Here is a 22,958-nt window from a genome sequence, read left to right as displayed (position 1 = left end):
ACGCCGCAACCGCCCTTGCTTACTAAGAAACCCGTTGCCGCCGCAAAGTTCCAGCGTCTCTCAATCGGCTTCGCGCGTGACGGCGCGGATCAGGCGAATCGCGGGATCGGCCATTTGCGCAAGCTCGGTTACACGCTCTTGTTCAATCGCCTGCAGTACAAGTTCATTGATTCCACCGACGACGGCAATGGCCATGTCGGCCGTCAATGGCGACGCGCGTTTGTGTCCCCCTGTGTCCGAGTTGATGACCTTGAGCATGAAGTCGGCGATTTCAGCATTGACCTGGCGCCGGGCGGCCAGACCGGGTGAGCCCAGGCCGAGAATTTCGATGAACAGGGTGCGCATCAGGACCGGGTTTTGCGCAAGGCAGCCGAAGTAGGCGTGGATCGCGCTCTCGATCTGCACTTGCCAAGGACGCGCCGGATCGATCGCATTGCGCAACACATCGAGCGCATTATGGCTGGCGGCGGTATACAGGGCGATCAGGCAGTCTGCCTTGGTATTGAAATATTCATAAAACGTGCGGCGCGACACCGCTGCCTCGCGGACGATATCGGCAATGGTGGTGTCTGCATATCCCTTTGCAGCCACCGCTTGCGCCATACCCTCCAGCAGGCGGTGACGATGTGCAACAGTCATATCAGGCGCTTTCAGTACTTGCGTCATATCTGGTTTTCTTCGGTTTTTTCAGATTGGTACTTGACAGTACCACATTCCACCTCCAACATAGGCTAATGGTACTGACCAGTACCAACCGACTCAACTACCCTCGTTGGAGTGCCGCGATGACCGACCTCGTAGTCCGCCGTCTGTTGATTGATCTGGAAACGCCGTTCGACCGCCATTGGTGCGGTGGCGATGCATTCCGATCGGCGCTGTTCAATGCCTTGTCGATGAGCTTTCCGGTCGGCGAGCAATTCTTCATCGATTCCGTACGTAACGGATTCAAGGCATTGCCGCCGGAACAGCAGGAAAAATTCAAGGCCGAGGTGCACGGGTTCGTCGGCCAGGAAGCGACGCACCGCCGCATCCATGCACTATTCAATGCACATCTCGAAAAACAGGGCCTGGTCAACGACTGGGCGCCGCGCGCGCAGAAGCGTCTGAAACTGCTGGATGGCGTCGACCCACGTCACTGGCTGGCGATCACCGCAGCCAATGAACACTTCACGGCGATATTCGCGGAATGGATGCTGGAAAATCATGACTGGCTCGATGGCAGCGAAGCCCGGCTGAAAACGATGTGGTTATGGCATAGCGCGGAAGAGTCCGAGCACAAGAGCACCGCATTTGATCTGTACCAGGGGCTGGGCGGTACCCACGCGTGGCGCATTACCTGGTTCCGCCGTGTCACCTTGATTTTCCTCGGCGATACACTGCGGCAGACCATCAACAACCTGCAGCGCGACGGCACATTGTGGAAATGGAGTACCTGGAAGAGTGCCGCGAATTATCTGTTTGGCAAGCGAGGATTGGTGCGGCAAAGTTATCGGCCGTGGCGCGAATACCTGCGTCGCGACTTCCACCCGAGCCAGCAGGAAAGCGAGCTGTCCAGCCGCTGGCTGGCTGACAACGCCAATGCATATAAGCCGGTTGGCGTTTGAAGTAACGGAAAAAGCCGCAACAAAAGAAAACGGCGCCCAAAGCTTGGCTTTGTGCGCCGTTTTTATTACTGGTTACGCTTAATGCCGATTTTTGCCGGCACGGCTGGAACGTATCGGGCGTACGCGCGACAACAGTATGTCGGCGGAAACATTCGCGTGCTGCAACGCGTGACCGGGAACGAAGCGCAACAATGCAGGAATCCCGAGTGCGAGCAAGGTCACATCGTCAGCCCAGCCAAGGAATGCAAGCCAATCCGGAACGACATCCACGGGACTGAATACATATAGGCCAAGCATCAGGGCGGCCAGCTTCAGCGCTATTGGCGTAGCCGGATCACGGCAGGCGTACCACAACACAATGATTTCGCGTCCGACGGTGCGAAAGAGGCGTCCCAAACGTAGCAACATGACATGACTCCAATCTGATTACGCGCAACGGCGCGCCAGGAGCTTAGGTCGCGTCGCGCGGCAAAAGTGCCATAGGAAATTTCAACCGCCCGATAGCCCCGCTCTACCTGCCGCGCATATTCACCATCACGACGCCCAGCATCACCAGTACCGCCCCTGCAACGAAACGCGGATCGAGCGGATCCTGCAATAACAGCACGCCGAACCCGACCCCGAACAGCGGAGTGAGAAAAGAAAATACCGACAGGCGCGACGCCAGATATTTGCGTAGCAACCAGAGCCACATCAGGTAACTCAGGAAGGCGACGATCACGGCCTGAAAGAACAGGCTGCCCCAGACCATGCCCGTCATGCTGATGTCTTGTCCCTGTCCGAGCAGGGCCGCAAGCGCCACCAGGATGACGCCGCAGGTTCCGAGCTGATACAACAGCGTGGTGGCCGGCGGCGCTTCCGACAAGGCGGAGCGCCTGATCAGCACGGTGGTCGCCGCCCAAAAAAAACCGCCGAGCACGCCCAGCGCATCGCCAATCAACATGTGCCACCAGTCATGGCCCTGTTCGGTAAATCCATTGGAAAATGCCACCGCGATACCCGCGAACGCAGCAAGCACGCCGGCCCATTGCAGGGGTTTCAGTCTTTCACCGGCAATCGACCAGTGCAGCCCGAGTACAGTAAATACCGGCGCGGTGTAGAGGAACACCGACATATGCGAAGCGGTGGTGTATTGCAGACCAAGCGCGATACACAGAAACTCGATGGCAAACAGCATGCCGGAGCCAATTCCTGGCAACAAGGTACGATCTCTGAATGAAAACCTGTCGCGCCGCACAACGATCAGCGCAGCCACCAGCAGCGCCGCGACCAGGGAACGCAATCCAATCTGCATCACCGGGCCCATGTGTGGTGCAGCCAGCTTGACGGCGACTTGCTGCATGCCCCACAGCACGCACAGTATCAGCATCACCATGATGGCGAATGCATCGAGCGGTTTGCGTTCAGTCATGCGGCTTCCTTCTTCGTTGGCAAGCGCGTATTTTAAGCGTGGCAAGATCTTTCCGTTGTGCTGCATGCTTTTGCGTCTGATCACGCTTTACCTTTGCGCAGCCTGAACCTGTGCCGCGCGGCTTTCTCTAAGCTTGTCGGATAAACATTTTTGGGAGCAAGGCACATGATTGGACAGGACACCGACGCAGTACACATTTTGACTGCACAACACAGGGAAATGGAAGATTTGCTGCAACAGGTTGCGGACAGCGATGAGAACGGTCGTGATGCGCTGTTCGCGCGCGCAGCCGACAAGTTAACCGTACACATCAAATCGGAAGAGGAAATTTTCTATCCGGCCGTCAACCGGGCGCGCACCGAAGATGACTTGCTCGAATCGTTGGAAGAACATCTGTCGCTGAAGCGACTGCTGGCCGACCTGCTGGAAATGGATGCGGCCGACAAGGGATTCGAAGCCAAATTCAAGGTGCTCAAGGAGCAGACCGAGCACCATCATCAGGAAGAGGAAGAGAATCTGTTTCCGGCCGTGGTCAAAATGATCGATGCCGGACAGCGCGAGAAGCTCGGTATGGAAATGCTCACGCTGCAGGACGACCTGACCGAACAGGGGGAGCCGCGCGAAGGCGTGGCTGACGAGACTGCCGAGGCCGCCTCCTTAAATGCACCAACCACGCCGACGCGGCCCGGTCACCGGATCTGAGAAAGGCCGCTGGGCTCAGGCGTTCGCAAGGAGATCGTCATCAATGAAAAACTTCCTGCTTGCCTTGCTGGGCGGCCTGCTCAGTACCGCTTGCCTGGCCCAATCGGCCGGCAAAACCGAGCCGACATTTCCTGCACCGATCGACCCCGGCATCAGCATTGCGCCGGACAAATCCATGAAGGCGCCGTCGAATTCCGGCATTGTCGTGGTGCCGCCGAAAACCGATCCCGGCGCCGTGGTGACGCCGCCGCGGCATGTCGATCCAAAGATGGACGATGCAACATCAGATATCGATCGCAAGAATGCCGAAGAATCGCGCAACAAGAAATCGAAGTGATGCGGCAGTGATGCGGCGACACAGCTGCAGGTAAACTGGCCATGCAAGCCTGCGCACGCAGGGTACTTTTACAGGGGAAACAATGCGACACCATCCAGGGACATGGCATCTGTTCATATTGGCCACCGGATTACTGACCGCCATCTCCGGCGTGCACGCAAGCAGCGTAAAGCCGGAAGTCGTGGCCGACGGACTGGAACATCCCTGGGGACTGGCATTCATTGATGAAGGCCGCATGCTCGTTACCGAGCGGCCGGGGCGTCTGCGGCTGGTACAGGCTGACGGCAAACTGGGCGCGGCGATCGAAGGCTTGCCCAAGATCGATGTCGGCGGCCAGGGCGGCTTGCTGGATGTGCAGGCCGACAGCGCGTTTACCCGCAACCGCATCATTTATTTCTGCTATTCCGAACCGGCGTCTTCCGGTTTCGGCAATTCGACCGCGCTGGCATCGGCACGGCTGTCGGACGATGGCAAACGGCTCGAACAAATGAAGGTGCTGTTTTCCCAAAAACCAAAGGTCAGCAGCAATGCGCACTTCGGCTGCCGCATCGTCGAAACCAAGGATGGCAAGCTATTTCTGACGCTGGGGGACCGCTATAAGCGGATGAAGGATGCGCAGACGCTGGACAACCATCATGGCAAGGTCGTGCGCATCAACAAGGATGGCTCGGCGCCGAAAGACAATCCGTTTGCCGGCAGGAAGGGCGCACTGCCGGAAATCTGGAGCTACGGTCATCGCAATTCACAGGGTGCGGCGCTGGGGCCGGATGGCCGGCTCTGGATCAACGAACATGGTGCGCAGGGCGGCGACGAAGTCAACCGTCTGGAAGCCGGCAAGAACTACGGCTGGCCGGTGATTACCTGGGGCGAGAACTATGGCGGAGGAAAGATCGGCGATGGATTGACCGAAAAGGAAGGGATGGAGCAGCCGGCGTATTACTGGAGTCCATCGATGGCGCCTTCGGGCATGGCTTTCCTGCGCAGCGAGCGCTATGGCAAGGCGTGGCAAGGCAGTCTGTTTGTCGGCGCGCTCAAGTTCCAGTACCTGGCGCGGCTGGAACTGCAGGGCGACAAGGTGGTGAAGGAAGAAAAGCTGCTGCAGGATGTGAAGCAGCGCATACGCGATGTGCGCGAAGGACCGGACGGCTTGCTTTATCTGCTGACCGATCACAGCAAGGGCCAGCTGATTCGCCTGCGTCCGGCATCCTGAGCCATTCAGTCGTATTGCGCCGCGCCGTTCAGCCGGCGCGGCGCAATACGGCATCATGCCGCCGCGCGTTGTCCGATATAGGCAAGCGCTTCCTCAACCTGATCGATCAGGATCAGGCACAGATCGCCTTCGGACAAGTCCTTGAGCGCGGTATCGATGGCCAGGAATTCGCCGCGGATTTCCTGTATCGAAGTCGCCCGTTTCGCGTTGGCCAGGCCTTCACGCAGCAGCTTGATCACTTCGCCATCTTCGCGGCCGCGCTGGCACTGGTCTTCATACAGCACAACGTTGTCGAAGGCATCACCGAGGATTTCGGTCTGGCGCCGGATATCGATGTCGCGCCGGTCGCCGGCGCCGCTGATCACCACCGAACGTCGCTTGGCCGGCATGCTGTCGATCGCATCGACCAGCGCCTGGATCGCATCCGGATTGTGGCCGTAATCGGCGATCAGGGTCGCGCCATTGTAGGAAAACAGATTGAAGCGTCCGGGTGCGCTTTGCGCATCGCTGACAAAGGTTTTCAGGCCGGCTTCAATCACTTTCCACTCTATGCCCAGGCCCCAGGCGGCGCCGATTGCCGCCATCGCATTGTCGACCTGGAAGCCGATCGCGCCATTGGCAGTCAGCGGTATGTCGGTCAGCGCGATCCTGTGGCTGCGCTTGCCTTCCGCCGCGACGATGGCATTGCCGTCGACGAAGACCACGCGGCGGCCCTGCGCGCGATGCGCGGTCATCACCGGATGATGGACATCCTTGGCAAAGTAGGTGATCGATCCGGGGCACACCGCGGCCATATTGGCCACCATCGGGTCGGCCGCGTTCAACACCGCGGTGCCGGTGGGCGCGACATTTTGCACGATCACGCGCTTGACCACCGCAAGGTCTTCGACCGTCGTGATGAAGTTCAGGCCAAGGTGATCGCCCTCGCCGATATTGGTGACCACCGCGACATTGCAGCGATCAAAGCCCAGGCCTTCGCGCAACACGCCGCCGCGCGCGGTCTCGAACACCGCCGCATCGACATCCGGGTGCAGCAGCACGTTGCGCGCGCTGCGCGGACCGCTGCAATCGCCGGTATCGATGCGCTCGCTGCCGATGTACACGCCATCGGTGCCGGTCATGCCGACCCGGTAGCGGTTGGTGGCCAGGATATGCGCAGTCAGCTTGACGGTCGTGGTCTTGCCATTGGTGCCGGCAACCGCGACCACAGGAATGCGTCCGTCATCGCCGTCCTTGAACATGGTCGAGACGATCGCTTCGCCGACCGGTCGGCCCTTGCCGAATGAAGGCTGCAGGTGCATGCGCAATCCCGGCGCAGCATTGACTTCGACGATGCCGCCACCCTGCTCTTCCAGCGGCTTGAGCACGCTTTCGCACACCACGTCGACACCGCAGATATCAAGACCGACCATTTGTGCCGCTTCGACCGCGCGCGCGGCCATTTCCGGATGCACGTCTTCGGTGACGTCGGTGGCGGTACCGCCGGTGCTGAGGTTCGCATTGTTGCGCAGTACCACCAGTTCGCCCTTGGGCGGCACACTATCGGTCGTGTAGTTTTGCTTGACCAGCGTCGCGCGCGCAATGTCATCCAGCCGGATCTTGGTCAGCGAAGTCGCGTGACCATCGCCGCGGCGCGGGTCCTTGTTGACCTGTTCGATCAGTTCGCCGATCGTATGCTTGCCGTCGCCGATCACTTGCGGCGGCGCGCGGCGGGCAGCGGCCACCAGGTGGTCGCCCACCACCAGCAGGCGGTAGTCGTGGCCGGTGATGTAGCGCTCAACGATGACGTCGGTGCTGATGCCGTAGGCCACATTGAACGCAGCGATTACTTCTTCGCGCGTACGGATATTGACCGCGACCCCCTTGCCCTGGTTGCCGTCGCGTGGCTTGAGCACGACCGGACCGCCGATTTCGCAGGCAGCCTTCCACGCGTCTTCGGCGTCGGTGACCGAGCGGCCATGCGGCACCGGCACGCCGGCGGCGTTCAGCAGCATCTTGGTCAGTTCCTTGTCCTGCGCGATCGATTCTGCAATGGCGCTGGTGCGGCTGGTCTCGGCCGCCTGGATGCGGCGCTGGTGGCTGCCCCAGCCGAACTGGACCATGCTGCCTTCGGTCAGGCGGCGATACGGGATGCCGCGCGCGACCGCGGCCTGCACGATGGAGCCGGTGCTCGGGCCGAGGCGGATGTCTTCATCCAGCTCGCGCAGGCGGGCCAGCGCGTCTTCCAGGTCGAAAAGCGTATTGGACATCGCGCTGCGGCACAGGGCTTCGGCCAGTTCCAGTGCGAGGCGGCCGACGTCTTCTTCGGTGTATTCGAACACCACCTGGTAAATGCCGGGCTCGACCGTCTGCACCACGCGGCTGAACGTGACCGGGCAGCCGGCCTGCGCCTGCAGGCCGAGAGCGGCTGCTTCCAGCGCATGGGCGAGCGAACAGGGATGCTGCGGGCTGGCCGGTTCGAGAAACTTGATTTCTGGGAAACGTGCGCGCAGTTGCGGCTCGAACTTCGGCAGGTTGGCAATGTCACGCTCGATCTCTTCGCATGAAACGATCGCTTCGATCGAGGTATGCCGACTCCACAGGTTGGGGCCGCGCAGCGCGCGGATACGCGAAATTTCCATCAGTATTTCCTTGGTTGCGCAGCCGGCGCATTGCGCCTCCGGCTGGCTGATCCTGAATGAACGTTATTGGGCTTGCACAGGCTTTATTCCGGCACCGGGGCCAAGGCCGGGGCCGGGATACAGCAACGCACTCATGTGCCGTAGTCGAAGGTTTCCACCGCGGCCAGAATGACGTCGGATGCAATACCCAGCGCCCAGCCCGCCGCGACTGCGGCAAGCATGTTTTCAATCGCGTGGGGACGCTGCTCCAGGCCACGGATGCCTAGCGCGGCGATTTTCACCAGCACGGTTTCATGCGCGCCATTTGCCAGCACCACCTGACTGTCGCGCAGGTAGACTGCGCGACCGCCTTGGGCGCGATGCTGGACCACCACATCGATCTCGGGCGAGACGCAGAAGAAGATGACGCTGCCGTCACACAGTTCGGCCATCGACGCCACACGCGGGTCGGCGCCGTTCAGCACCGCCACGCCTTCGGGCAATACGATGTCGACCTGGGTCCGCGCCACCTTGAACATCTGGTCGACGTCGTCGATATACAGGTCGGGCAGGCTTGCATCATCCGCCATGTTGGTCACCACGCCAACCTGGCAGCGGTCATAGGCAATGCCTTCGGTCAGGATCGAGCGGAAGCCATGCTCGAATACCGCTGCCTCGACCGCGCGATTCATCAACACCCGATGCGCGGCTTGCCAGTTGGCGCAATCGCCGGCGTCCATCTGGCGCTGGCCGAGCGTCAGGCCGCTGCTGCTAGCGACAGCGGCATTCGGCCCGTGCAGGTTGAGCATGCGGCCGATCAGGCTCGTGACCATGGTTTTGCCGCGGCTGCCCGTGACGCCGACCAGCGGAATGCGGCCATTGTCTTGCTCGGGGAACAGGTGATCGACAATCGCCCGGCCGACCGGACGCGGCTGGCCGCTGGCGGGCTTGAGGTGCATCAGCAGACCCGGACCGGCATTGACTTCGACGATTGCGCCGCCCTGCTCTTCGAGCGGACGCGAAATGTCTTCGGCCACCAGGTCCACGCCGGCAATGTCGAGCCCGACGATACGGGCGGCGAGCGAGGCGGCAGCGGCCACACGCGGATGCACTTCATCGGTGATATCGAAGGCCACGTTGCCATGGCGCTGGATCAGCACGGTCTTGCCGGCTTCCGGCACCGAATCCGGCCCCAGCCCCTGACGTTCCAGCACCAGCAGCACGGTCGGGTCTTCTTCATAGGTGATCAGGTTCAGGGGGAATTCTTCGCTTTCGCCGCGGCGCGGGTCGGTATTGAGTTGCGAGTTGATCAACTCCGTCACATTGGATTTGCCATCGCCAACCACGGTCGCCATTTCACCCTTGGCGGCGGCGACCATCTTGCCGCCGACGACCAGCAGACGGTGCTCGTTGCCGCGGATGAAACGTTCGACGATCACGCTGCTGCCTTCCTGTTCCGCCAGATGGTAAGCAGCCTCGACTTCTTCGCGCGAATTGAGGTCGGTCGATACGCCACGGCCATGGTTGGCGTCGGACGGCTTGACCACGACCGGGATGCCGATGTCCTGCGCCGCGTCCCATGCGTCTTCGGGACTGCTGACGGTGCGGCCTTCCGGGATCGGCACGCCGCAGGAAGCCAGCAGACTCTTGGTCAGATCCTTGTCGCTGGAAATGCTTTCGGCAATGGCGCTGGTCTGGTCGGTTTCCGCGGTCCAGATCCGGCGCGAGCGCTTGCCGTAGCCGAGCTGCACCAGATTGCCGTCGTTCAGGCGCAGTGCCGGAATGCGGCGCTCGCCGGCGGTATCGACGATGCTGGCGGTGCTGGGTCCCAGCGCCACCGATTCGGCCAGTTCGCTCAGGGTCTTGACGGTGCCGCCGACATCATAAGGCCGGTCGTCGACGGCTGCCATCACGAGATCGCGTGCGGCGACCAGCGCCGCGCGGCTGACTTCTTCGTAGCGGGCCCGCACCGTGACCTTGTAGACGCCGCGTTTGGAAGTCTCGCGCGCCTTGCCGAATCCGGTCTGGACGCCGGCCAGGTTTTGCAGTTCTATCATCACGTGTTCCATGATGTGCGCGGGCCAGGTGCCGTCGCGCAAGCGCTGCAGGAAGCCGCCACGCTCGCCGACACCGCAACGGTGTTCGATCAGGCCGGGCAGCCAGGCCGTCAGGCGCTCATAGAATCCGGGGATGGTATTGGAAGGCGAATCTTCGAGATCGCCAATGTCGACCCAGGCCTCGATCACTGGACGATAAGTCCAGATATTGGGTCCGCGCAGAGACATCACATTGATGATCTCAATGGTTTTCTTGTTCATTTAATACGAGAGGCTGAAGGGTGATGGCCGTTTGTGGTGAATTCGTCGAATTGTGCAGACTAGATTTTCGGACTGTGTTTTTCTGGCCTGTGGGTGAATAACGCAATTCAAAGGCGTTAGTTTACTGAAAGCACGAAAAAATTATCAGGCAAAGTCTCGTCCTGCGTAACAACATTATCGCCTCTCGGTATACTTGGCGCCACATTAGTGCAGGTTATACACCGCTTTAGCGTAGTCTTGAGGTGCCCATCGCACCCGCAAATTTACATACTGCAAACAAAATTTCTTCCTGTTTGCCTTTTCAGAGCTTGAATGAATACAGAATCCCTTCCGGCATTGCCCGGCCGAAGCGCCGTTCCAGCGCATTGGCAGCATGATACCGATATGCATTTGCAGCCTGGCGAGTCCGCGGTTGCCAGCGTAGAACTCGATCTCGATCCCAACCTCCGCTTTTCGTCCGGCATCGTGCTGGTCACCGATCGCAGGCTGCTTGCCAAACCGGCGCGCGACAGCGCCTGGCAGGAATGGCCTTTTCGACAACAACTCGTACTAGACCATCATGACCATGCCGGTGTCGGCACGCTGGAACTGCATGATGATCAACAAAGGCTAGCAAGCTGGCGTTACACCCTGGGTCGCAATCCGGATGCGTTGCGTGTTATCGATCAATTCGAACAACAACGCGATGCGATAGTCAGCGGACTGGGGATACAGGAACCGGAACAGGCAATCTGTCCTTCCTGCAAGGCGCAGATTCCGGCAGACCAGGAAGAATGTCCGGTATGCACACGCGAAATCCATACGCCGCCATCGACTTGGACACTGTTTCGGCTCTGGCGTTTCGCCAAGCCATACAAGGGGCAGTTGCTGGCCGGCTTCCTGCTGACGCTCGCGTCCACCGCGGCGACGCTGGTACCGCCGTATCTGTCGATGCCCTTGATGGACAATGTGCTGATCCCTTATCAAAATGGCCAGGAAATCGATACCGGCCTGGTGGCGCTTTACCTGTCGGGCCTGTTCGGCGCGGCTCTGGTGGCATGGATACTAGGGTGGGCACGCACTTACATTCTGGCGCTGGTCAGCGAACGCATCGGTGCCGACCTGCGCACCTCGACCTATGAACATTTGTTGCGCCTGTCGCTGGAATATTTCGGCGGACGTCGTACCGGCGACTTGATGGCGCGCATCGGTTCGGAAACCGACCGGATCTGCGTGTTCCTGTCGCTCCATTTGCTCGATTTCGCGACCGATGTCCTGATGATCACGATGACGGCGGCGATCCTGATCTCGATCAATCCCTGGCTTGCGCTGGTGACGCTGCTGCCGCTGCCCTTCATTGCATGGATGATCCATGTAGTGCGCGACAAGCTGCGCCACGGATTTGAAAAAATCGACCGGGTCTGGGGTGAAGTAACCAATGTGCTGGCCGATACGATTCCCGGCATCCGCGTGGTGAAAGCCTTTGCCCAGGAAAAGCGCGAAGCCGCGCGTTTCCGCGATGCCAACAAGCATAACCTGCAAATCAATGACCGCGTCAACAAGGTCTGGTCGCTGTTTTCGCCGACCGTCACCTTCCTGACCGAAATCGGCTTGCTGATCGTCTGGGCAGTCGGCATCTGGCAAGTGTCGAAGGGCTTGATCACGGTCGGCGTGCTGACCGCCTTCCTCGCCTATATCGGCCGCTTCTATACGCGGCTGGATTCGATGAGCCGCATCGTCTCGGTGACGCAAAAGGCGGCGGCTGGCGCGAAGCGGATTTTCGACATCCTCGACCATGTATCGAGCGTACCGGAAGCGCAGAATCCGGTGCATCTGCAACGCATCGAAGGCCGCATCGACATCAAGCAGGTCGGCTTCCGTTATGGCAATCGCGCGGTGCTGCGCGGGGTCGATCTCGCGATCAAGCCGGGCGAAATGATCGGCCTGGTCGGCCACAGCGGCTCGGGCAAGAGTACGCTGGTCAACCTGATCTGCCGCTTTTACGATGTGTCCGAAGGCGCGATCATGGTCGATGGCGTCGATATCCGCTCACTGCCGGTCGCCGAATATCGCCGCCATATCGGCTTGGTGCTGCAGGAGCCTTTCCTGTTCTTCGGCACCATTGCCGACAATATCGCCTATGGCAAGCCCAATGCAACGCGCGAAGAAATCATCGGCGCGGCGCGTGCGGCCAATGCGCATGAATTCATCCTGCGGCTGCCGCACGGCTATGACTCGATGGTGGGTGAACGCGGGCAGACCCTGTCCGGCGGCGAGCGCCAGCGGATCTCGATCGCGCGCGCCTTGCTGATCGATCCGCAACTGCTGATCCTTGACGAAGCCACATCATCGGTCGATACCACGACCGAAAAGGAAATCCAGAAAGCGCTGGACAACCTGGTGCGCGGCCGCACCACGATTGCGATCGCGCACCGCTTGTCGACCCTGCGCCAGGCCGATCGCCTCGTGGTGCTGGACAAAGGCCAGATTGTCGAAGTCGGCAAGCATGAAGAATTGCTGGAGCGCGGCGGCGCCTATTTCCGCCTGTATCAGGCACAGCAGCGGCAGGCCGAAAACGATGCCCTGGCCGCCTTGACCGAGGATTCCGCATGACCACCTTCACATTGAGCCGCAACGCCTTCGGCAAGCTGGTCTTTACCTCGGCCGATGGCGTGCATGAAGGTGTGCTGCCGGTACGCGCGTTTCCGATTGCCGCGCCCGACAAGGGCATTGCGCTGGTCGACAGGGATGGGCATGAACTGGCATGGATAGAGCGCCTGGACGAGCTTCCGGCCGCCACGCGGACACTGCTGGAAGAAGAGTTGAAAAGCCGCGAATTCCTGCCGGTGATCAAAGCGATCCGCTATGTATCGACGTTTGCAGTCCCCAGTATCTGGGATGTGGAAACCGATAAGGGTGATACCCGTTTTGTGCTGAAGGGCGAGGAAGACATCCGCCGGGTCGCGGCGACGACGCTGCTGATCGCCGACAACCACGGCGTGCAGTACCTGATACGCAATACCGAGGCGCTCGACCGGGCAAGCAAGAAGTTGCTGGACCGCTTTTTGTAGCGGTCCTTGTAGGGCGTCAGGCCGGCAGCCCGACCTGACGTACCGCAGTGCAGCGGGAACTACTGCGGCTTGGGGTCGGCCGCGACCAGCACGCTGCAACGTATTTTTTCCACCAGCACGGCATCCATCGAGCCGCGCCACCAGCGCATTGCGAACGGCTTGTGGCGCGAATGACCGACGATGACCAGTTCGATGCCGGCGCGGTTGACCAGTTCACCGATCACCGTGACCGGTTCGCCGACTTCCAGATGCGGCGTGACACTCAGTCCTGCGTCGGCCAGCATCCTGCGTCCCGTCTCCAGCACTTGGGCCATTGCATCCCGTTCGGCCTGCTCTTCATCCATAGTCGGTACGGCGGCGACGAATTCGCCGGCCAGCACGATGGGTACCGGCGTGACGACTGCAAGCAGATGAATTTGCGCGGCGGGGCCGGGCGAAAGTCGAATGCATTCCTGTAGGGCGAGCCGGCTTTCCGGCGTGCCGTTATAGGCGACCAGTATTCTTTGATACATGCTTGCCCCCTTGAGTGCGAAAAAAGTGGTTACTGCTCCCTGCTTTCATCATACCTTGCGGCACGCGTCTGGCAATTCGTTTTTTATCAACATCCGGCAGCTACATTTTTTGCGCTAGCGCCTTTTCGATATCGGACGTAAGTTGCTTATCCGTCGGCTTCACCAGGCTGGAGTAGCTGCCGACCACCTTGCCGCTGCGATCGATCAGATATTTGTAGAAATTCCATTTGGGCGTGGTATCGGTCGCTTTGGCCAGTTGTGAGTGCAGCGCATTGGCTTCCTTGCCGGACACCGAACTCTTGGCAAACATCGGAAACTTGACGCCATAGGTGTTGAAGCATAGATCGGCAATCTGCTTGCTGTCGCCCGGCTCTTGCCCGCCAAAATCGTTGGACGGGAAGCCGAGTACGGTCAGACCTTTGGGCTGATATCTGGCATATAGCGCCTCAAGACCTTCATACTGGCTGGTGAAGCCGCAGTAGCTGGCAGTATTGACCACCAGCACCACTTGCCCGGCGTACTTGCATAGGTTTTGCGGCGCGTCATCCTGCAGCCGGTTGAAAGTCTGATTGAGGATGGCCGGACAAGACGATCCAGTCTGTGCAAAGGCGGGCGCAGCCGCACCGATCAGCAGGATGGACAGAAGCAGGCGCTTGAACATGATGGAATCCTCAGGGGTATGTGAGACGTATGAGCGACTTCATTCTATGTCAAAACGACACGGCATTTGCCGGTTTGAATGAATGGCTGGCTTAGTCCTTATAATGGGTGCGTCATTCCTGTGATCAAAGGGTCCGAACGATGCTCAAAGTCGTAGTCATCGATGCCAATGCCATCTCGCGCAACCTGCTCGGCAGCGTCCTGGCCAATGGCGGTCACAATGTGATCGGCGACGCCAATACCGGCTCGGCGGGCCTGGCCAACATGATCAAGCTGCAGCCGCAGCTGGTGTGCATCGATATCGGGACTGCCGACGACGAAGGCTTTTCCAGGCTGGATACCTTGCGCCAGGGCTTGCCGAAAGCCTTGTTCTTCGTGGTATCGGCAAAGATGGAAGCGGGTTTCGTGCAGCGCGCGCTCGATTGGGGTGTGCATGGCTTCATCGTCAAGCCATTCAATGCCGTGACGGTTCTGGCCGGTATTCGCAATGCGATCATCAAGCTTGCGCGTCAACACAAGCAGCCTCCGGCGCCGAGCAAAGAATTACAAACGTAACAAGTCGTAACGCTCCTGCCTTCTTCATCCTCGCTCTAAAAATCCCTTTCAAATCAAGGCTAAGACCACGTCCAAAAACATGGTCGAGCTGACATTCTCTACAGCATAGATTCCTTGCGGCAACAAGATGTTATCGAGCATGTAGGAATAATCCGATAGAACCGGTCTGAGCACCGACATTGCTAATCATCCTCTCGCTGATTTCCAGCAGTCAGTTGAATAGACATAATCTCAACCACTGATTGCCGCGTCGCAAATGATGTTTGTGACGAAGAACAACCACCAACTATTTCAAAAAGGTATAGCAATGTTGACTTCGCCCATGACCGATCTACGTTCCAATACCGTTTCGCTGGCAACGCCTTCGCCCTCCGGTACCTCCTGGCAGCGTCAGGCCAAACTGTGGTCCAGCCTCAAGGAAGTGTGCGACCTGCTGCGCATCTCGGCACGCATCGTCAATGATGACTTCCAGTTCCAGCACATGCAGTTCAAGGCTGGCCAGCGCATCCACACCATCGGTCAGCCGTTCGACATGCTGTACATCGTCAACTCCGGTTTCCTGAAGACAGTGATGATCGATGAACTGGGCAACGAGCAGGTGCTCGGCTTCCCGATGAAGGGCGACATGTTCGGCATCGATGGCATCCATCGCAAACAGTATTCGACCGAAACCGTCGCGCTGACCAACTGCGATGTGATCCTGGTGCCGTTCAAGACCTTTTCCACACTGGGCCGTACCCATGCGGAACTGGAAGCCGCGATCTATGGCGTAATGAGCCGCGAACTGGTGCGCGAACAGGCAATGGTCGGCACTCTCGGTTCGCTGAGCGCCGAGGCACGCGTGGCCCGCTTCCTGGTCTTCCTGTCCGAGCGCTTTGCTGAAATGGGCTACTCCGGCAGCCAGTTCAACCTGCGCATGACACGCCAGGAAATCGGCAATTATCTCGGTTTGACCCTGGAAACCGTCAGCCGTACCTTTTCGGCATTCAATGCGATCGGCATGATTTCGGTCGACCAGCGCGCCATCATGATTCATGACTTGCAATCGCTGCGCACGCTGCGCCGCTTGCCGCCATCCCGTCTGCGCAACAAGACCGAAGCCGCAAAGAAGCGCGCGGCCGGGCAACAGATGGCAGTTGCATGATTTAGGCGTTATTGGATTGCGGCTCCCTCTGCGGCGATAGCATCAGAGGCGCCGCCGTCTTGCTCCTGGTCTTGATGGCGCCCGGCATGGTCGGGCAACGCAGTTCGCCATTCTGCAAACCGTCTTGCGCCGCAAACAATTCCGCAATCCATTCCACGAATACGCGCACTTTGGCCGACAAATGCCGGTTGTGCGGATAGACCACGTGCAACGGGATCGGATCGACGCACCAGTCTTCCAGCACCAGTTCCAGTTCGCCCGACGCCAGCATCGGCTGGACCGCAAACAGCGACATCTGCGCAATCCCCATTCCCGACAAACCGGCTGCTATATAGGCGTCGGAATCGTTGACCGCGACCCGGCCTGGCACGCGGATCTGGAAACGTTCGCCATCGCGGGCGAAATCCCATTCGTAAATCTTGCCAGTCTTGGCTGAAAAATAGTTGACGCAGCGATGCTGCAGCAAGTCGTTCGGATGCAGCGGACGACCAAACCGCGCCAGATAGGATGGCGCAGCGCAAGTAATGAAATGCAGCATGCCGACCCGCCGTGCAATCAGGCTGGAATCGGCCAGCTCGCCGCCGCGCACCGCGCAATCCACCCCTTCCTCGATCAAGTCGACCAGACGGTCGCTGCAGCCGATTTCCAGTTCGATATCGGGATAACGCTCGAAAAATTGCGGCAGAGCAGGAATGATTACGCCACGCCCCATGCCGGTCGGCACATCGACCCGCAAGCGTCCGCTCGGGCTGGCACGAGTACGGGACAAGGATTCCTCGGCATCGTGCACATCGGCCAGAATGCTCAGGCAACGTTCATAGTAAGCGGCGCCATCTGCCGTGACGCTGACATGGCGAGTGGTGCGGTTGAGCAGCTTGACCGCAAGCCGGGTTTCCAGGTTGCGGATCAGCGTCGATACCGTTGCCTTCGGCAGCTGCAGGTTTTCCGACGCGCGTGTGAAGCCGCCGCTATCGACGACTTGCACAAACACTTCCATTGCCTGCAATTTATCCATGGGGATCTCCCTTCGATTTACAGGAACAGGGAGTCCGTCTGGTGGACGGCCGGCCCTGCAAACAACAGTCACAAGTATTCCAGCCCTCGCATCGCGCCGGTTCGTGACAAGAATATGAAACGATTGTTCAGGAACCTGAACAGTCAATTCGGTTTATTGCTATTTATTTACATTGTAGAACAAAGCTATAGTCCGCCTCACGGTAAGCAAAAGCAGCAATGCGGAGATAGCCATGGTACAGAACCAGAGCGAAGACGACATTCCGCCAGAACTGGAAGCGGAAATTGCCGGCGTAAAAATGCGTGCGCAAGCGATCAAGGGCGCGCAACGGGAACTCGATGCCCGGCTCTACGTTCCCGATGGGGCCGTGGCCGAAGGTTTGATTGTGTATTTTCCAGGCGGCGGCTTTGTCACCGACGAACTGGAAATGGCGGATATCTTCATGCGCGTGCTGGCCGCGCGCACCGGTTATACGGTGCTCGGATCGAGCTACACGCTGGCAAGCGAGCGGCCATTCCCGGCCGCGGCCGAAGATGCGCATGCGGTACTGGCGTGGGGCGGGCGCTATTGCAAGCGCAAGACCTGGAAGAACCCGCGCCTGATCGTGGCGGGACTGGAAGCCGGCGGCAATCTGGCAGCGGTGGCGGCGCTGATGGCACGTGACCGCAACGGCCCGGCGCTGGCGGCGCAGATCCTGATGATGCCGATGCTGGATCCCGGCCTGACAAGCTGTTCGATGCGCAAGGTGGAGGCGGCAAACGGCGGCATCGTCGCGGCCAACGCCTGCGCGATGAGTTATCGCGGCTACCTGCCGCATGCGATCGACCGTGCCCATCCGTATGCGTCGCCGCTGCAATCGAGCCGCACCAAGGGTTTGCCGCCGGCGCTGATCCTGTCGGCGGACGACGATCCGTTGCGCGACGAAGCCGAACAATATGGCGCGAAGCTGCAGGCGTCCGGCGTCACGAGCGTCGTACGCAGATTACCGGCGATCGAACTGCAGGATCCGCATGCGCGATGTAGCTGCGCCCGCAAGGAAATCGCGTTGCATGAAGTCACGGCATTCATCGCCGGGCTAGACGCTGCTCAGAATACTGCTTGACCTTCCCATTGCGGGAGGCTTGACACTGGTTTTCGATATACCCAGTTACAGATCCAAAGGAACAAGAACATGAAACAACATCCTTATCTTTCCAATTTCCGCCGCCTGCCGGCAGTGCTTGCGTTGAGCGCGGCAGCGGCCTTCATCCTGTCCGGTTGCGGACAGCCCTCTGCACAGGAAGCGCCCAAGCCCGACGGCGGCCCACCGATCTCGGCCGCGGAGGTGCTGGAAAAATCGATCACCGAAACGCAAGAATTTTCCGGCCGTCTGGAAGCGGTCGACCGCGTCGATATCCGTCCGCGCGTCTCTGGCTTCATCGCTTCGGTCAACTTCAAGCCGGGCGCCGAAGTGAAAAAGGGCGAGGTGCTGTTCGTGATCGACCCGCGCCCTTACCAGGCAGAAGCCAGCCGTACCGAAGCCGCCGCACTGGCGGCACGCGCCAAGGCCGATCTCGCGAAGCTGGAACTGGCACGCGCCGAGAAACTGGTCGCCGACAAGGCGATTGCGCAGCGCGAAGCCGACGAAAAAGCGTCCAGCGTAAAAGAACTCGATGCCACCGCGCGCGCCGCGCAAGCCGCGTATGAAGCAGCGAAGCTGAACCTGAGCTTTACCCAGGTGCATTCGCCGATCAATGGCCGCGTCAGCAAGGCTGAAGTCACGACCGGCAACCTGGTCGATGGCAGCGTGGTGCTGACGTCGGTGGTGTCGAACAATCCGATCTATGCCAGCTTCGATGGCGACGAAGATACCTTCCTGCGGGTTGGCGCCCAGGCGCGCAACGGCCAGCCGGTCACCGTGCGCATCGGCCTGGCGAATGAAACCGGCTTCCCGCATGAAGGCAAGCTCGAATTCGTCGACAACCGGGTCGATCCGGCCACCGGCAGTGTCAGGATGCGCGCAATGTTCAAGAATGCCGACAATGCGCTGGCGCCCGGATTGTTTGCGCGTGTGCAGCTGGCCAGCGGCAATGGCAGCGGCAAGCAGACCAATGCGGCCTTGATTTCCGACCGCGCGGTCGGCACCGACCAGAATCGTAAGTTCGTCTACGTGGTGAACACCGAGGGCAAGGCTGAATACCGGCCGGTGACTCTGGGCCCGGTGATCGATGGCTTGCGCGTGGTGCGCGATGGCGTGAAGCCCGGCGAAAAGGTGGTCGTCAACGGCTTGCAGCGCGTGCGTCCCGGCGCCCCGGTCACCGCGCAAACAGTGCCGATGGAAGCGGCCGTGACCGGCGCACCCGCCAGGGGCGAGCAAAAGGCGGAAAAGAAAGAGGACGACACGACGAAATCCTGACGTCTTCGGCTTTCGACAGCGAATAACACGCCCGGCAGCCCGGTTTTCATCGATGCACTGAACACCGGGCCGCGCAATACCGATGCTTTACTGACCGCGTTCCGGCTTCTCCCTATCGAGACAGCCGGCTGTCTTCCTGTCGCCAAACCGCATTAATGCCTGACCTTCGCCTGACCTTCAAGCGATACCGGCAACCGGCCAATCCCGGCGCATGCCTGTCGCCGAAGGCGAAACAGTGACTCTCCAGAGAGAACGAACATGAACTTTTCCAGATTTTTTGTCGATCGGCCCATCTTCGCGGCAGTCCTGTCGATCCTGATCTTCGTGGCCGGTGTGCTGGCCATTTTCAAATTGCCGATTTCCGAATATCCGGATGTGGTGCCGCCCTCGGTCGTGGTACGCGCGATGTATCCCGGCGCCAATCCGAAAGTCATTTCGGAAACGGTGGCCGGCCCGCTGGAAGAACAGATCAACGGCGTGGAAAACATGCTGTACATGTCTTCGCAAGCGACTTCGGATGGCGCGCTGGCGCTGACCGTGACGTTCAAGGTCGGCACCAATGTCGAACAAGCTGAAACCCAGGTACAGAACCGGGTCCAGCGCGCATTGCCGCGCCTGCCGGAAGAAGTGCGGCAGATCGGGGTCACCACGGTCAAGAGCTCGCCCAACCTGACCATGGTGGTGCACCTGTCATCGCCGAACGGCCGCTATGACGATGTCTATCTGCGCAACTACGCGGTGCTCAACATCAAGGACCAGTTGTCGCGCATTCCGGGCATGGGTGAAACCCTGTTGTTCGGTGCAGGCGATTACGCGATGCGTGTCTGGCTCGACCCGCAAAAAATCGCCGCGCGCAGCATGACCGCCGGCGATGTCGTGTCCGCCATCCGCGAACAGAACGTGCAAGTTGCGGCCGGCGTGATCGGTGCCGCGCCGTCGAAGAATGCGGAATTCCAGCTGACCGTCAATACGCAAGGCCGTCTGCAATCGGAAGAAGAGTTCGGCAACATCATCGTGCGCACTGGCGCCGATGGTTCGGTCACGCTGCTCAAGGATGTGGCGCGCGTAGAACTTGGCTCCACCGACTATGCATTGCGTTCGCTGCTCAACAACAAGTCCGCTGCGGCGATTGCAGTGTTTGAAGCGCCTCAGTCGAATGCACTGCAACTCTCGGCCGACGTGCGCGCCAAGATGGAAGAATTGAAGAAAGACTTCCCCGAAGGCGTCGAATACAGCGTGGTGTATGACCCGACGCAGTTCGTACGCGAGTCGATCCGCGCGGTGATTCATACGCTGCTGGAAGCGATTGCGCTGGTGGTGCTGGTGGTCATTATCTTCCTGCAGACCTGGCGCGCGTCCATTATTCCGCTGGTCGCGGTGCCGGTCTCGATCGTCGGTACCTTTGCCGTGCTGCTGCTGTTCGGCTTTTCGATCAACACGCTGTCGCTGTTCGGGCTGGTGCTGGCGATCGGTATCGTGGTCGACGATGCGATCGTGGTGGTCGAGAACGTCGAGCGCAACATCCATGCAGGCCTGTCACCGCGCGACGCGACGGTGCAGGCGATGAAGGAAGTCAGCGGTCCCATCATCGCCATCGCGCTGGTGCTGTGCGCGGTGTTCGTGCCGATCGCCTTCGTGTCCGGGCTGTCCGGCCAGTTCTATCGCCAGTTCGCACTGACGATCGCGATCTCGACCGTGATTTCGGCCTTCAATTCGCTGACACTGTCGCCGGCCCTCGCAGCCGCATTGCTCAAGCCGCATGACGCGCCCAAGGATGCGCTGACGCGCGGCATGGACAAGGTGTTCGGCCGCTTCTTCGGTTGGTTCAACCGGGTCTTCGGCCGCGCGTCGGAACGCTACGAAGGCGGCGTGAAAACCGTGCTCAACCGCAAGGCGATGGCACTAGTGGTGTATGCGGTATTAGGCGTGGCCGCGGTGTTCGTGTTCAAGGCAGTGCCGAGCGGCTTCGTGCCCGGTCAGGACAAGCAGTATCTGGTCGGCTTCGCGCAATTGCCGGATGCCGCCTCGCTCGATCGTACCGATGCCGTGATTCGCCGCATGTCGGACGTGGCAAAGTCGGTACCGGGCGTGAAGGATTCGATCGCGTTCCCCGGCCTGTCGATCAACGGCTTTACCAATGCGCCGAACGCCGGCATCGTGTTCTTCGGGCTGGATGCTTTCGACCAGCGCACCTCCGCCGATCAATCGGGTGCCGCGATTGCGCAGCAGATCAATGCCAAGCTCGGCAGTATCGAGGATGCCTTCATCATGGTATTCCCGCCGCCGCCGGTCAACGGCCTGGGCACCATCGGCGGCTTCAAGCTGATGATCGAGGACCGCGCCAATCTCGGCTATGACGAGTTGTACAAGGCAGTGCAGGCACTGCAGATGAAAGCGTGGCAGACACCGGAACTGGCGGGCGTGTTTTCCAGCTTCCAAATCAATGTGCCGCAACTGTTCGCCGACATCGACCGCACCAAGGCCAAGCAACTCGGAGTGCCTTTGGCGACGATCTACCAGACGCTGCAGATCAATCTCGGCTCGCTGTATGTGAACGACTTCAACCAGTTCGGCCGTACCTATCAGGTCAAGGTGCAGGCTGACGCGCCCTATCGTTCGCATGCGGAAGATATCGCGCAGCTGAAGGTGCGTAACAACAAGGGCGAAATGATTCCGCTGTCGTCGCTGATGCGCGTGAAGGACAGCTATGGTCCCGACCGCGTGCAGCGCTACAACGCCTATGTGTCGGCCGACATCAATGGCGGTGCGGCGCCCGGCGTATCGAGCGGACAGGCACAGGCAGCCATGGAAAAGATCGCGCAGGAAGTTCTGCCCAAGGGCATCACTTACGAGTGGACCGACCTGACCTATCAGGAAATCCTGGCGGGCAACACCATGGTGATCGTGTTCCCACTGTGCGTGCTGCTGGTCTTCCTGGTGCTGGCTGCGCAGTACGAAAGCTGGACCCTGCCGCTGGCGGTGATCCTGATCGTGCCGATGTCGATCCTGTGCGCACTGCTCGGCGTCAAGCTGACCGGCGGCGACAACAACATCTTCACGCAGATCGCGCTGTTCGTACTGGTCGGACTGGCGTCGAAGAACGCGATTCTGATCGTGGAATTCGCACGGGAACTGGAAGACCATGGACGCACCGTAGTGCAAGCCGCGCTGGAAGCCTGCCGCCTGCGCCTGCGTCCGATCCTGATGACCTCGATCGCGTTCATCATGGGGGTGGTACCGCTGGTGTTTTCCACCGGTGCCGGCGCGGAAATGCGCCACGCGATGGGCGTCGCGGTGTTCGCCGGCATGCTGGGCGTGACGCTGTTCGGTCTGTTCCTGACACCGGTGTTTTATGTGCTGTTGCGCAATCTTGCGAAGCGACTGGAAAAACCTGTTCCGACAGTTGAATCCGCTTCGAAGGGAGTCGCGTAAATGTGGATAACGA

Annotated in this window: 19 protein-coding genes; 11 read left to right on the top strand and 8 right to left on the bottom strand. The window is 59.9% G+C overall.

Annotated elements, in window-relative coordinates; all coding sequences use genetic code 11:
• Positions 1 to 60: 60 nt before the first annotated feature.
• Complete coding sequence (locus D3871_RS01430) at positions 61 to 639, bottom strand: TetR/AcrR family transcriptional regulator (protein WP_233575477.1); 579 nt, start codon at positions 637 to 639, stop codon at positions 61 to 63.
• Positions 640 to 785: 146 nt separating this feature from the next.
• Between D3871_RS01430 and D3871_RS01425 the strand changes: the two genes are divergently transcribed.
• Positions 786 to 1,604 carry a metal-dependent hydrolase gene (locus D3871_RS01425; protein ID WP_119767290.1) on the top strand — a complete coding sequence of 273 codons (819 nt, stop codon included), beginning with the start codon at positions 786 to 788 and terminating at the stop codon, positions 1,602 to 1,604.
• Between the two features lie 78 nt (positions 1,605 to 1,682).
• On the opposite strand, the gene D3871_RS01420 is transcribed toward D3871_RS01425, so the two are convergent.
• Together D3871_RS01420 and D3871_RS01415 are read right to left on the bottom strand one after the other, a co-directional pair.
• Positions 1,683 to 2,012: a YkvA family protein gene (locus tag D3871_RS01420; RefSeq protein ID WP_119767289.1), complete on the bottom strand. Its 330-nt coding sequence runs from the start codon at positions 2,010 to 2,012 to the stop codon at positions 1,683 to 1,685.
• A 103-nt stretch (positions 2,013 to 2,115) separates the two neighbouring features.
• Complete coding sequence (locus tag D3871_RS01415) at positions 2,116 to 3,015, bottom strand: DMT family transporter (RefSeq protein ID WP_119769810.1); 900 nt, start codon at positions 3,013 to 3,015, stop codon at positions 2,116 to 2,118.
• 165 nt (positions 3,016 to 3,180) lie between these two features.
• Here D3871_RS01415 and D3871_RS01410 point away from each other — a divergent pair, with 165 nt between their 5' ends.
• The 3 genes from D3871_RS01410 to D3871_RS01400 all read left to right on the top strand — a co-directional run bounded on the left by D3871_RS01410 (position 3,181) and on the right by D3871_RS01400 (position 5,264).
• Entirely contained in the window at positions 3,181 to 3,717 is a 537-nt protein-coding gene (locus tag D3871_RS01410; RefSeq protein WP_119767288.1) for a hemerythrin domain-containing protein, read from the top strand.
• A 43-nt stretch (positions 3,718 to 3,760) separates the two neighbouring features.
• A complete protein-coding gene (locus tag D3871_RS01405) occupies positions 3,761 to 4,054 on the top strand; it encodes a hypothetical protein (protein WP_119767287.1) in 294 nt (97 codons plus the stop codon).
• An 82-nt stretch (positions 4,055 to 4,136) separates the two neighbouring features.
• The gene (locus D3871_RS01400) at positions 4,137 to 5,264 is read left to right on the top strand and encodes a PQQ-dependent sugar dehydrogenase (RefSeq protein ID WP_119767286.1); all 1,128 of its coding nucleotides are present in this window, start codon (positions 4,137 to 4,139) and stop codon (positions 5,262 to 5,264) included.
• A 53-nt stretch (positions 5,265 to 5,317) separates the two neighbouring features.
• On the opposite strand, the gene cphA is transcribed toward D3871_RS01400, so the two are convergent.
• Positions 5,318 to 7,885, bottom strand: a complete 2,568-nt coding sequence (gene cphA / locus D3871_RS01395) for a cyanophycin synthetase (RefSeq protein WP_119767285.1) — start codon at positions 7,883 to 7,885, stop codon at positions 5,318 to 5,320.
• A 131-nt stretch (positions 7,886 to 8,016) separates the two neighbouring features.
• The gene (locus tag D3871_RS01390) at positions 8,017 to 10,182 is read right to left on the bottom strand and encodes a cyanophycin synthetase (protein ID WP_119767284.1); all 2,166 of its coding nucleotides are present in this window, start codon (positions 10,180 to 10,182) and stop codon (positions 8,017 to 8,019) included.
• A gap of 312 nt (positions 10,183 to 10,494) precedes the next feature.
• On the opposite strand from D3871_RS01390, the gene D3871_RS01385 reads away from it, so the two are divergent.
• Both D3871_RS01385 and D3871_RS01380 read left to right on the top strand, forming a co-directional pair.
• Positions 10,495 to 12,774: a cyanophycin metabolism-associated ABC transporter gene (locus D3871_RS01385; RefSeq protein WP_119767283.1), complete on the top strand. Its 2,280-nt coding sequence runs from the start codon at positions 10,495 to 10,497 to the stop codon at positions 12,772 to 12,774.
• Complete coding sequence (locus D3871_RS01380) at positions 12,771 to 13,232, top strand: cyanophycin metabolism-associated DUF1854 family protein (protein WP_119767282.1); 462 nt, start codon at positions 12,771 to 12,773, stop codon at positions 13,230 to 13,232. The genes D3871_RS01385 and D3871_RS01380 overlap by 4 nt, the downstream gene beginning before the upstream one ends.
• A 59-nt stretch (positions 13,233 to 13,291) precedes the next feature.
• On the opposite strand, the gene D3871_RS01375 is transcribed toward D3871_RS01380, so the two are convergent.
• The gene (locus D3871_RS01375) at positions 13,292 to 13,744 is read right to left on the bottom strand and encodes a universal stress protein (RefSeq protein ID WP_119767281.1); all 453 of its coding nucleotides are present in this window, start codon (positions 13,742 to 13,744) and stop codon (positions 13,292 to 13,294) included.
• A 100-nt stretch (positions 13,745 to 13,844) separates the two neighbouring features.
• Positions 13,845 to 14,405 carry a glutathione peroxidase gene (locus D3871_RS01370; RefSeq protein ID WP_119767280.1) on the bottom strand — a complete coding sequence of 187 codons (561 nt, stop codon included), beginning with the start codon at positions 14,403 to 14,405 and terminating at the stop codon, positions 13,845 to 13,847.
• A gap of 140 nt (positions 14,406 to 14,545) precedes the next feature.
• On the opposite strand from D3871_RS01370, the gene D3871_RS01365 reads away from it, so the two are divergent.
• Positions 14,546 to 14,959 (top strand): ANTAR domain-containing response regulator, encoded by a 414-nt coding sequence (locus D3871_RS01365; RefSeq protein ID WP_119767279.1) that lies wholly within the window; start codon positions 14,546 to 14,548, stop codon positions 14,957 to 14,959.
• 322 nt (positions 14,960 to 15,281) lie between these two features.
• Entirely contained in the window at positions 15,282 to 16,103 is an 822-nt protein-coding gene (locus tag D3871_RS01360) for a Crp/Fnr family transcriptional regulator (protein ID WP_233575476.1), read from the top strand.
• 1 nt (position 16,104) lies between these two features.
• Here the strand turns inward: D3871_RS01360 and D3871_RS01355 are convergent, their stop codons facing one another.
• On the bottom strand, positions 16,105 to 17,118 hold the full coding sequence (locus D3871_RS01355) for a LysR family transcriptional regulator (protein WP_119767277.1): 1,014 nt from the start codon (positions 17,116 to 17,118) through the stop codon (positions 16,105 to 16,107).
• 232 nt (positions 17,119 to 17,350) lie between these two features.
• Between D3871_RS01355 and D3871_RS01350 the strand changes: the two genes are divergently transcribed.
• From D3871_RS01350 to D3871_RS01340, 3 genes are all read left to right on the top strand, one after another.
• Complete coding sequence (locus D3871_RS01350) at positions 17,351 to 18,220, top strand: alpha/beta hydrolase (RefSeq protein WP_119767276.1); 870 nt, start codon at positions 17,351 to 17,353, stop codon at positions 18,218 to 18,220.
• Between the two features lie 69 nt (positions 18,221 to 18,289).
• The gene (locus tag D3871_RS01345; RefSeq protein ID WP_119767275.1) at positions 18,290 to 19,513 is read left to right on the top strand and encodes an efflux RND transporter periplasmic adaptor subunit; all 1,224 of its coding nucleotides are present in this window, start codon (positions 18,290 to 18,292) and stop codon (positions 19,511 to 19,513) included.
• A 258-nt stretch (positions 19,514 to 19,771) separates the two neighbouring features.
• The gene (locus tag D3871_RS01340) at positions 19,772 to 22,945 is read left to right on the top strand and encodes an efflux RND transporter permease subunit (protein WP_119767274.1); all 3,174 of its coding nucleotides are present in this window, start codon (positions 19,772 to 19,774) and stop codon (positions 22,943 to 22,945) included.
• Positions 22,946 to 22,958 lie beyond the last annotated feature (13 nt).

Origin of the sequence: Noviherbaspirillum saxi (assembly GCF_003591035.1) — a bacterium.
GTDB classification, from domain to species: Bacteria; Pseudomonadota; Gammaproteobacteria; order Burkholderiales; family Burkholderiaceae_D; genus Noviherbaspirillum; species Noviherbaspirillum saxi.
Note: the sequence above shows the minus strand (reverse complement) of the source record. Positions and strands in the feature narration are given on the sequence as shown.

Bases quoted from the DNA above. Each gene is read 5' to 3' on its own strand.
- D3871_RS01430 (WP_233575477.1), bottom strand. From the start codon at position 639: ATGACTGTTGCACATCGTCACCGCCTGCTGGAGGGTATGGCGCAAGCG.
- D3871_RS01425 (WP_119767290.1), top strand. From the start codon at position 786: ATGACCGACCTCGTAGTCCGCCGTCTGTTGATTGATCTGGAAACGCCG.
- D3871_RS01420 (WP_119767289.1), bottom strand. From the start codon at position 2,012: ATGTTGCTACGTTTGGGACGCCTCTTTCGCACCGTCGGACGCGAAATC.
- D3871_RS01415 (WP_119769810.1), bottom strand. From the start codon at position 3,015: ATGACTGAACGCAAACCGCTCGATGCATTCGCCATCATGGTGATGCTG.
- D3871_RS01410 (WP_119767288.1), top strand. From the start codon at position 3,181: ATGATTGGACAGGACACCGACGCAGTACACATTTTGACTGCACAACAC.
- D3871_RS01405 (WP_119767287.1), top strand. From the start codon at position 3,761: ATGAAAAACTTCCTGCTTGCCTTGCTGGGCGGCCTGCTCAGTACCGCT.
- D3871_RS01400 (WP_119767286.1), top strand. From the start codon at position 4,137: ATGCGACACCATCCAGGGACATGGCATCTGTTCATATTGGCCACCGGA.
- cphA (WP_119767285.1), bottom strand. From the start codon at position 7,885: ATGGAAATTTCGCGTATCCGCGCGCTGCGCGGCCCCAACCTGTGGAGT.
- D3871_RS01390 (WP_119767284.1), bottom strand. From the start codon at position 10,182: ATGAACAAGAAAACCATTGAGATCATCAATGTGATGTCTCTGCGCGGA.
- D3871_RS01385 (WP_119767283.1), top strand. From the start codon at position 10,495: ATGAATACAGAATCCCTTCCGGCATTGCCCGGCCGAAGCGCCGTTCCA.
- D3871_RS01380 (WP_119767282.1), top strand. From the start codon at position 12,771: ATGACCACCTTCACATTGAGCCGCAACGCCTTCGGCAAGCTGGTCTTT.
- D3871_RS01375 (WP_119767281.1), bottom strand. From the start codon at position 13,744: ATGTATCAAAGAATACTGGTCGCCTATAACGGCACGCCGGAAAGCCGG.
- D3871_RS01370 (WP_119767280.1), bottom strand. From the start codon at position 14,405: ATGTTCAAGCGCCTGCTTCTGTCCATCCTGCTGATCGGTGCGGCTGCG.
- D3871_RS01365 (WP_119767279.1), top strand. From the start codon at position 14,546: ATGCTCAAAGTCGTAGTCATCGATGCCAATGCCATCTCGCGCAACCTG.
- D3871_RS01360 (WP_233575476.1), top strand. From the start codon at position 15,282: ATGACCGATCTACGTTCCAATACCGTTTCGCTGGCAACGCCTTCGCCC.
- D3871_RS01355 (WP_119767277.1), bottom strand. From the start codon at position 17,118: ATGGATAAATTGCAGGCAATGGAAGTGTTTGTGCAAGTCGTCGATAGC.
- D3871_RS01350 (WP_119767276.1), top strand. From the start codon at position 17,351: ATGGTACAGAACCAGAGCGAAGACGACATTCCGCCAGAACTGGAAGCG.
- D3871_RS01345 (WP_119767275.1), top strand. From the start codon at position 18,290: ATGAAACAACATCCTTATCTTTCCAATTTCCGCCGCCTGCCGGCAGTG.
- D3871_RS01340 (WP_119767274.1), top strand. From the start codon at position 19,772: ATGAACTTTTCCAGATTTTTTGTCGATCGGCCCATCTTCGCGGCAGTC.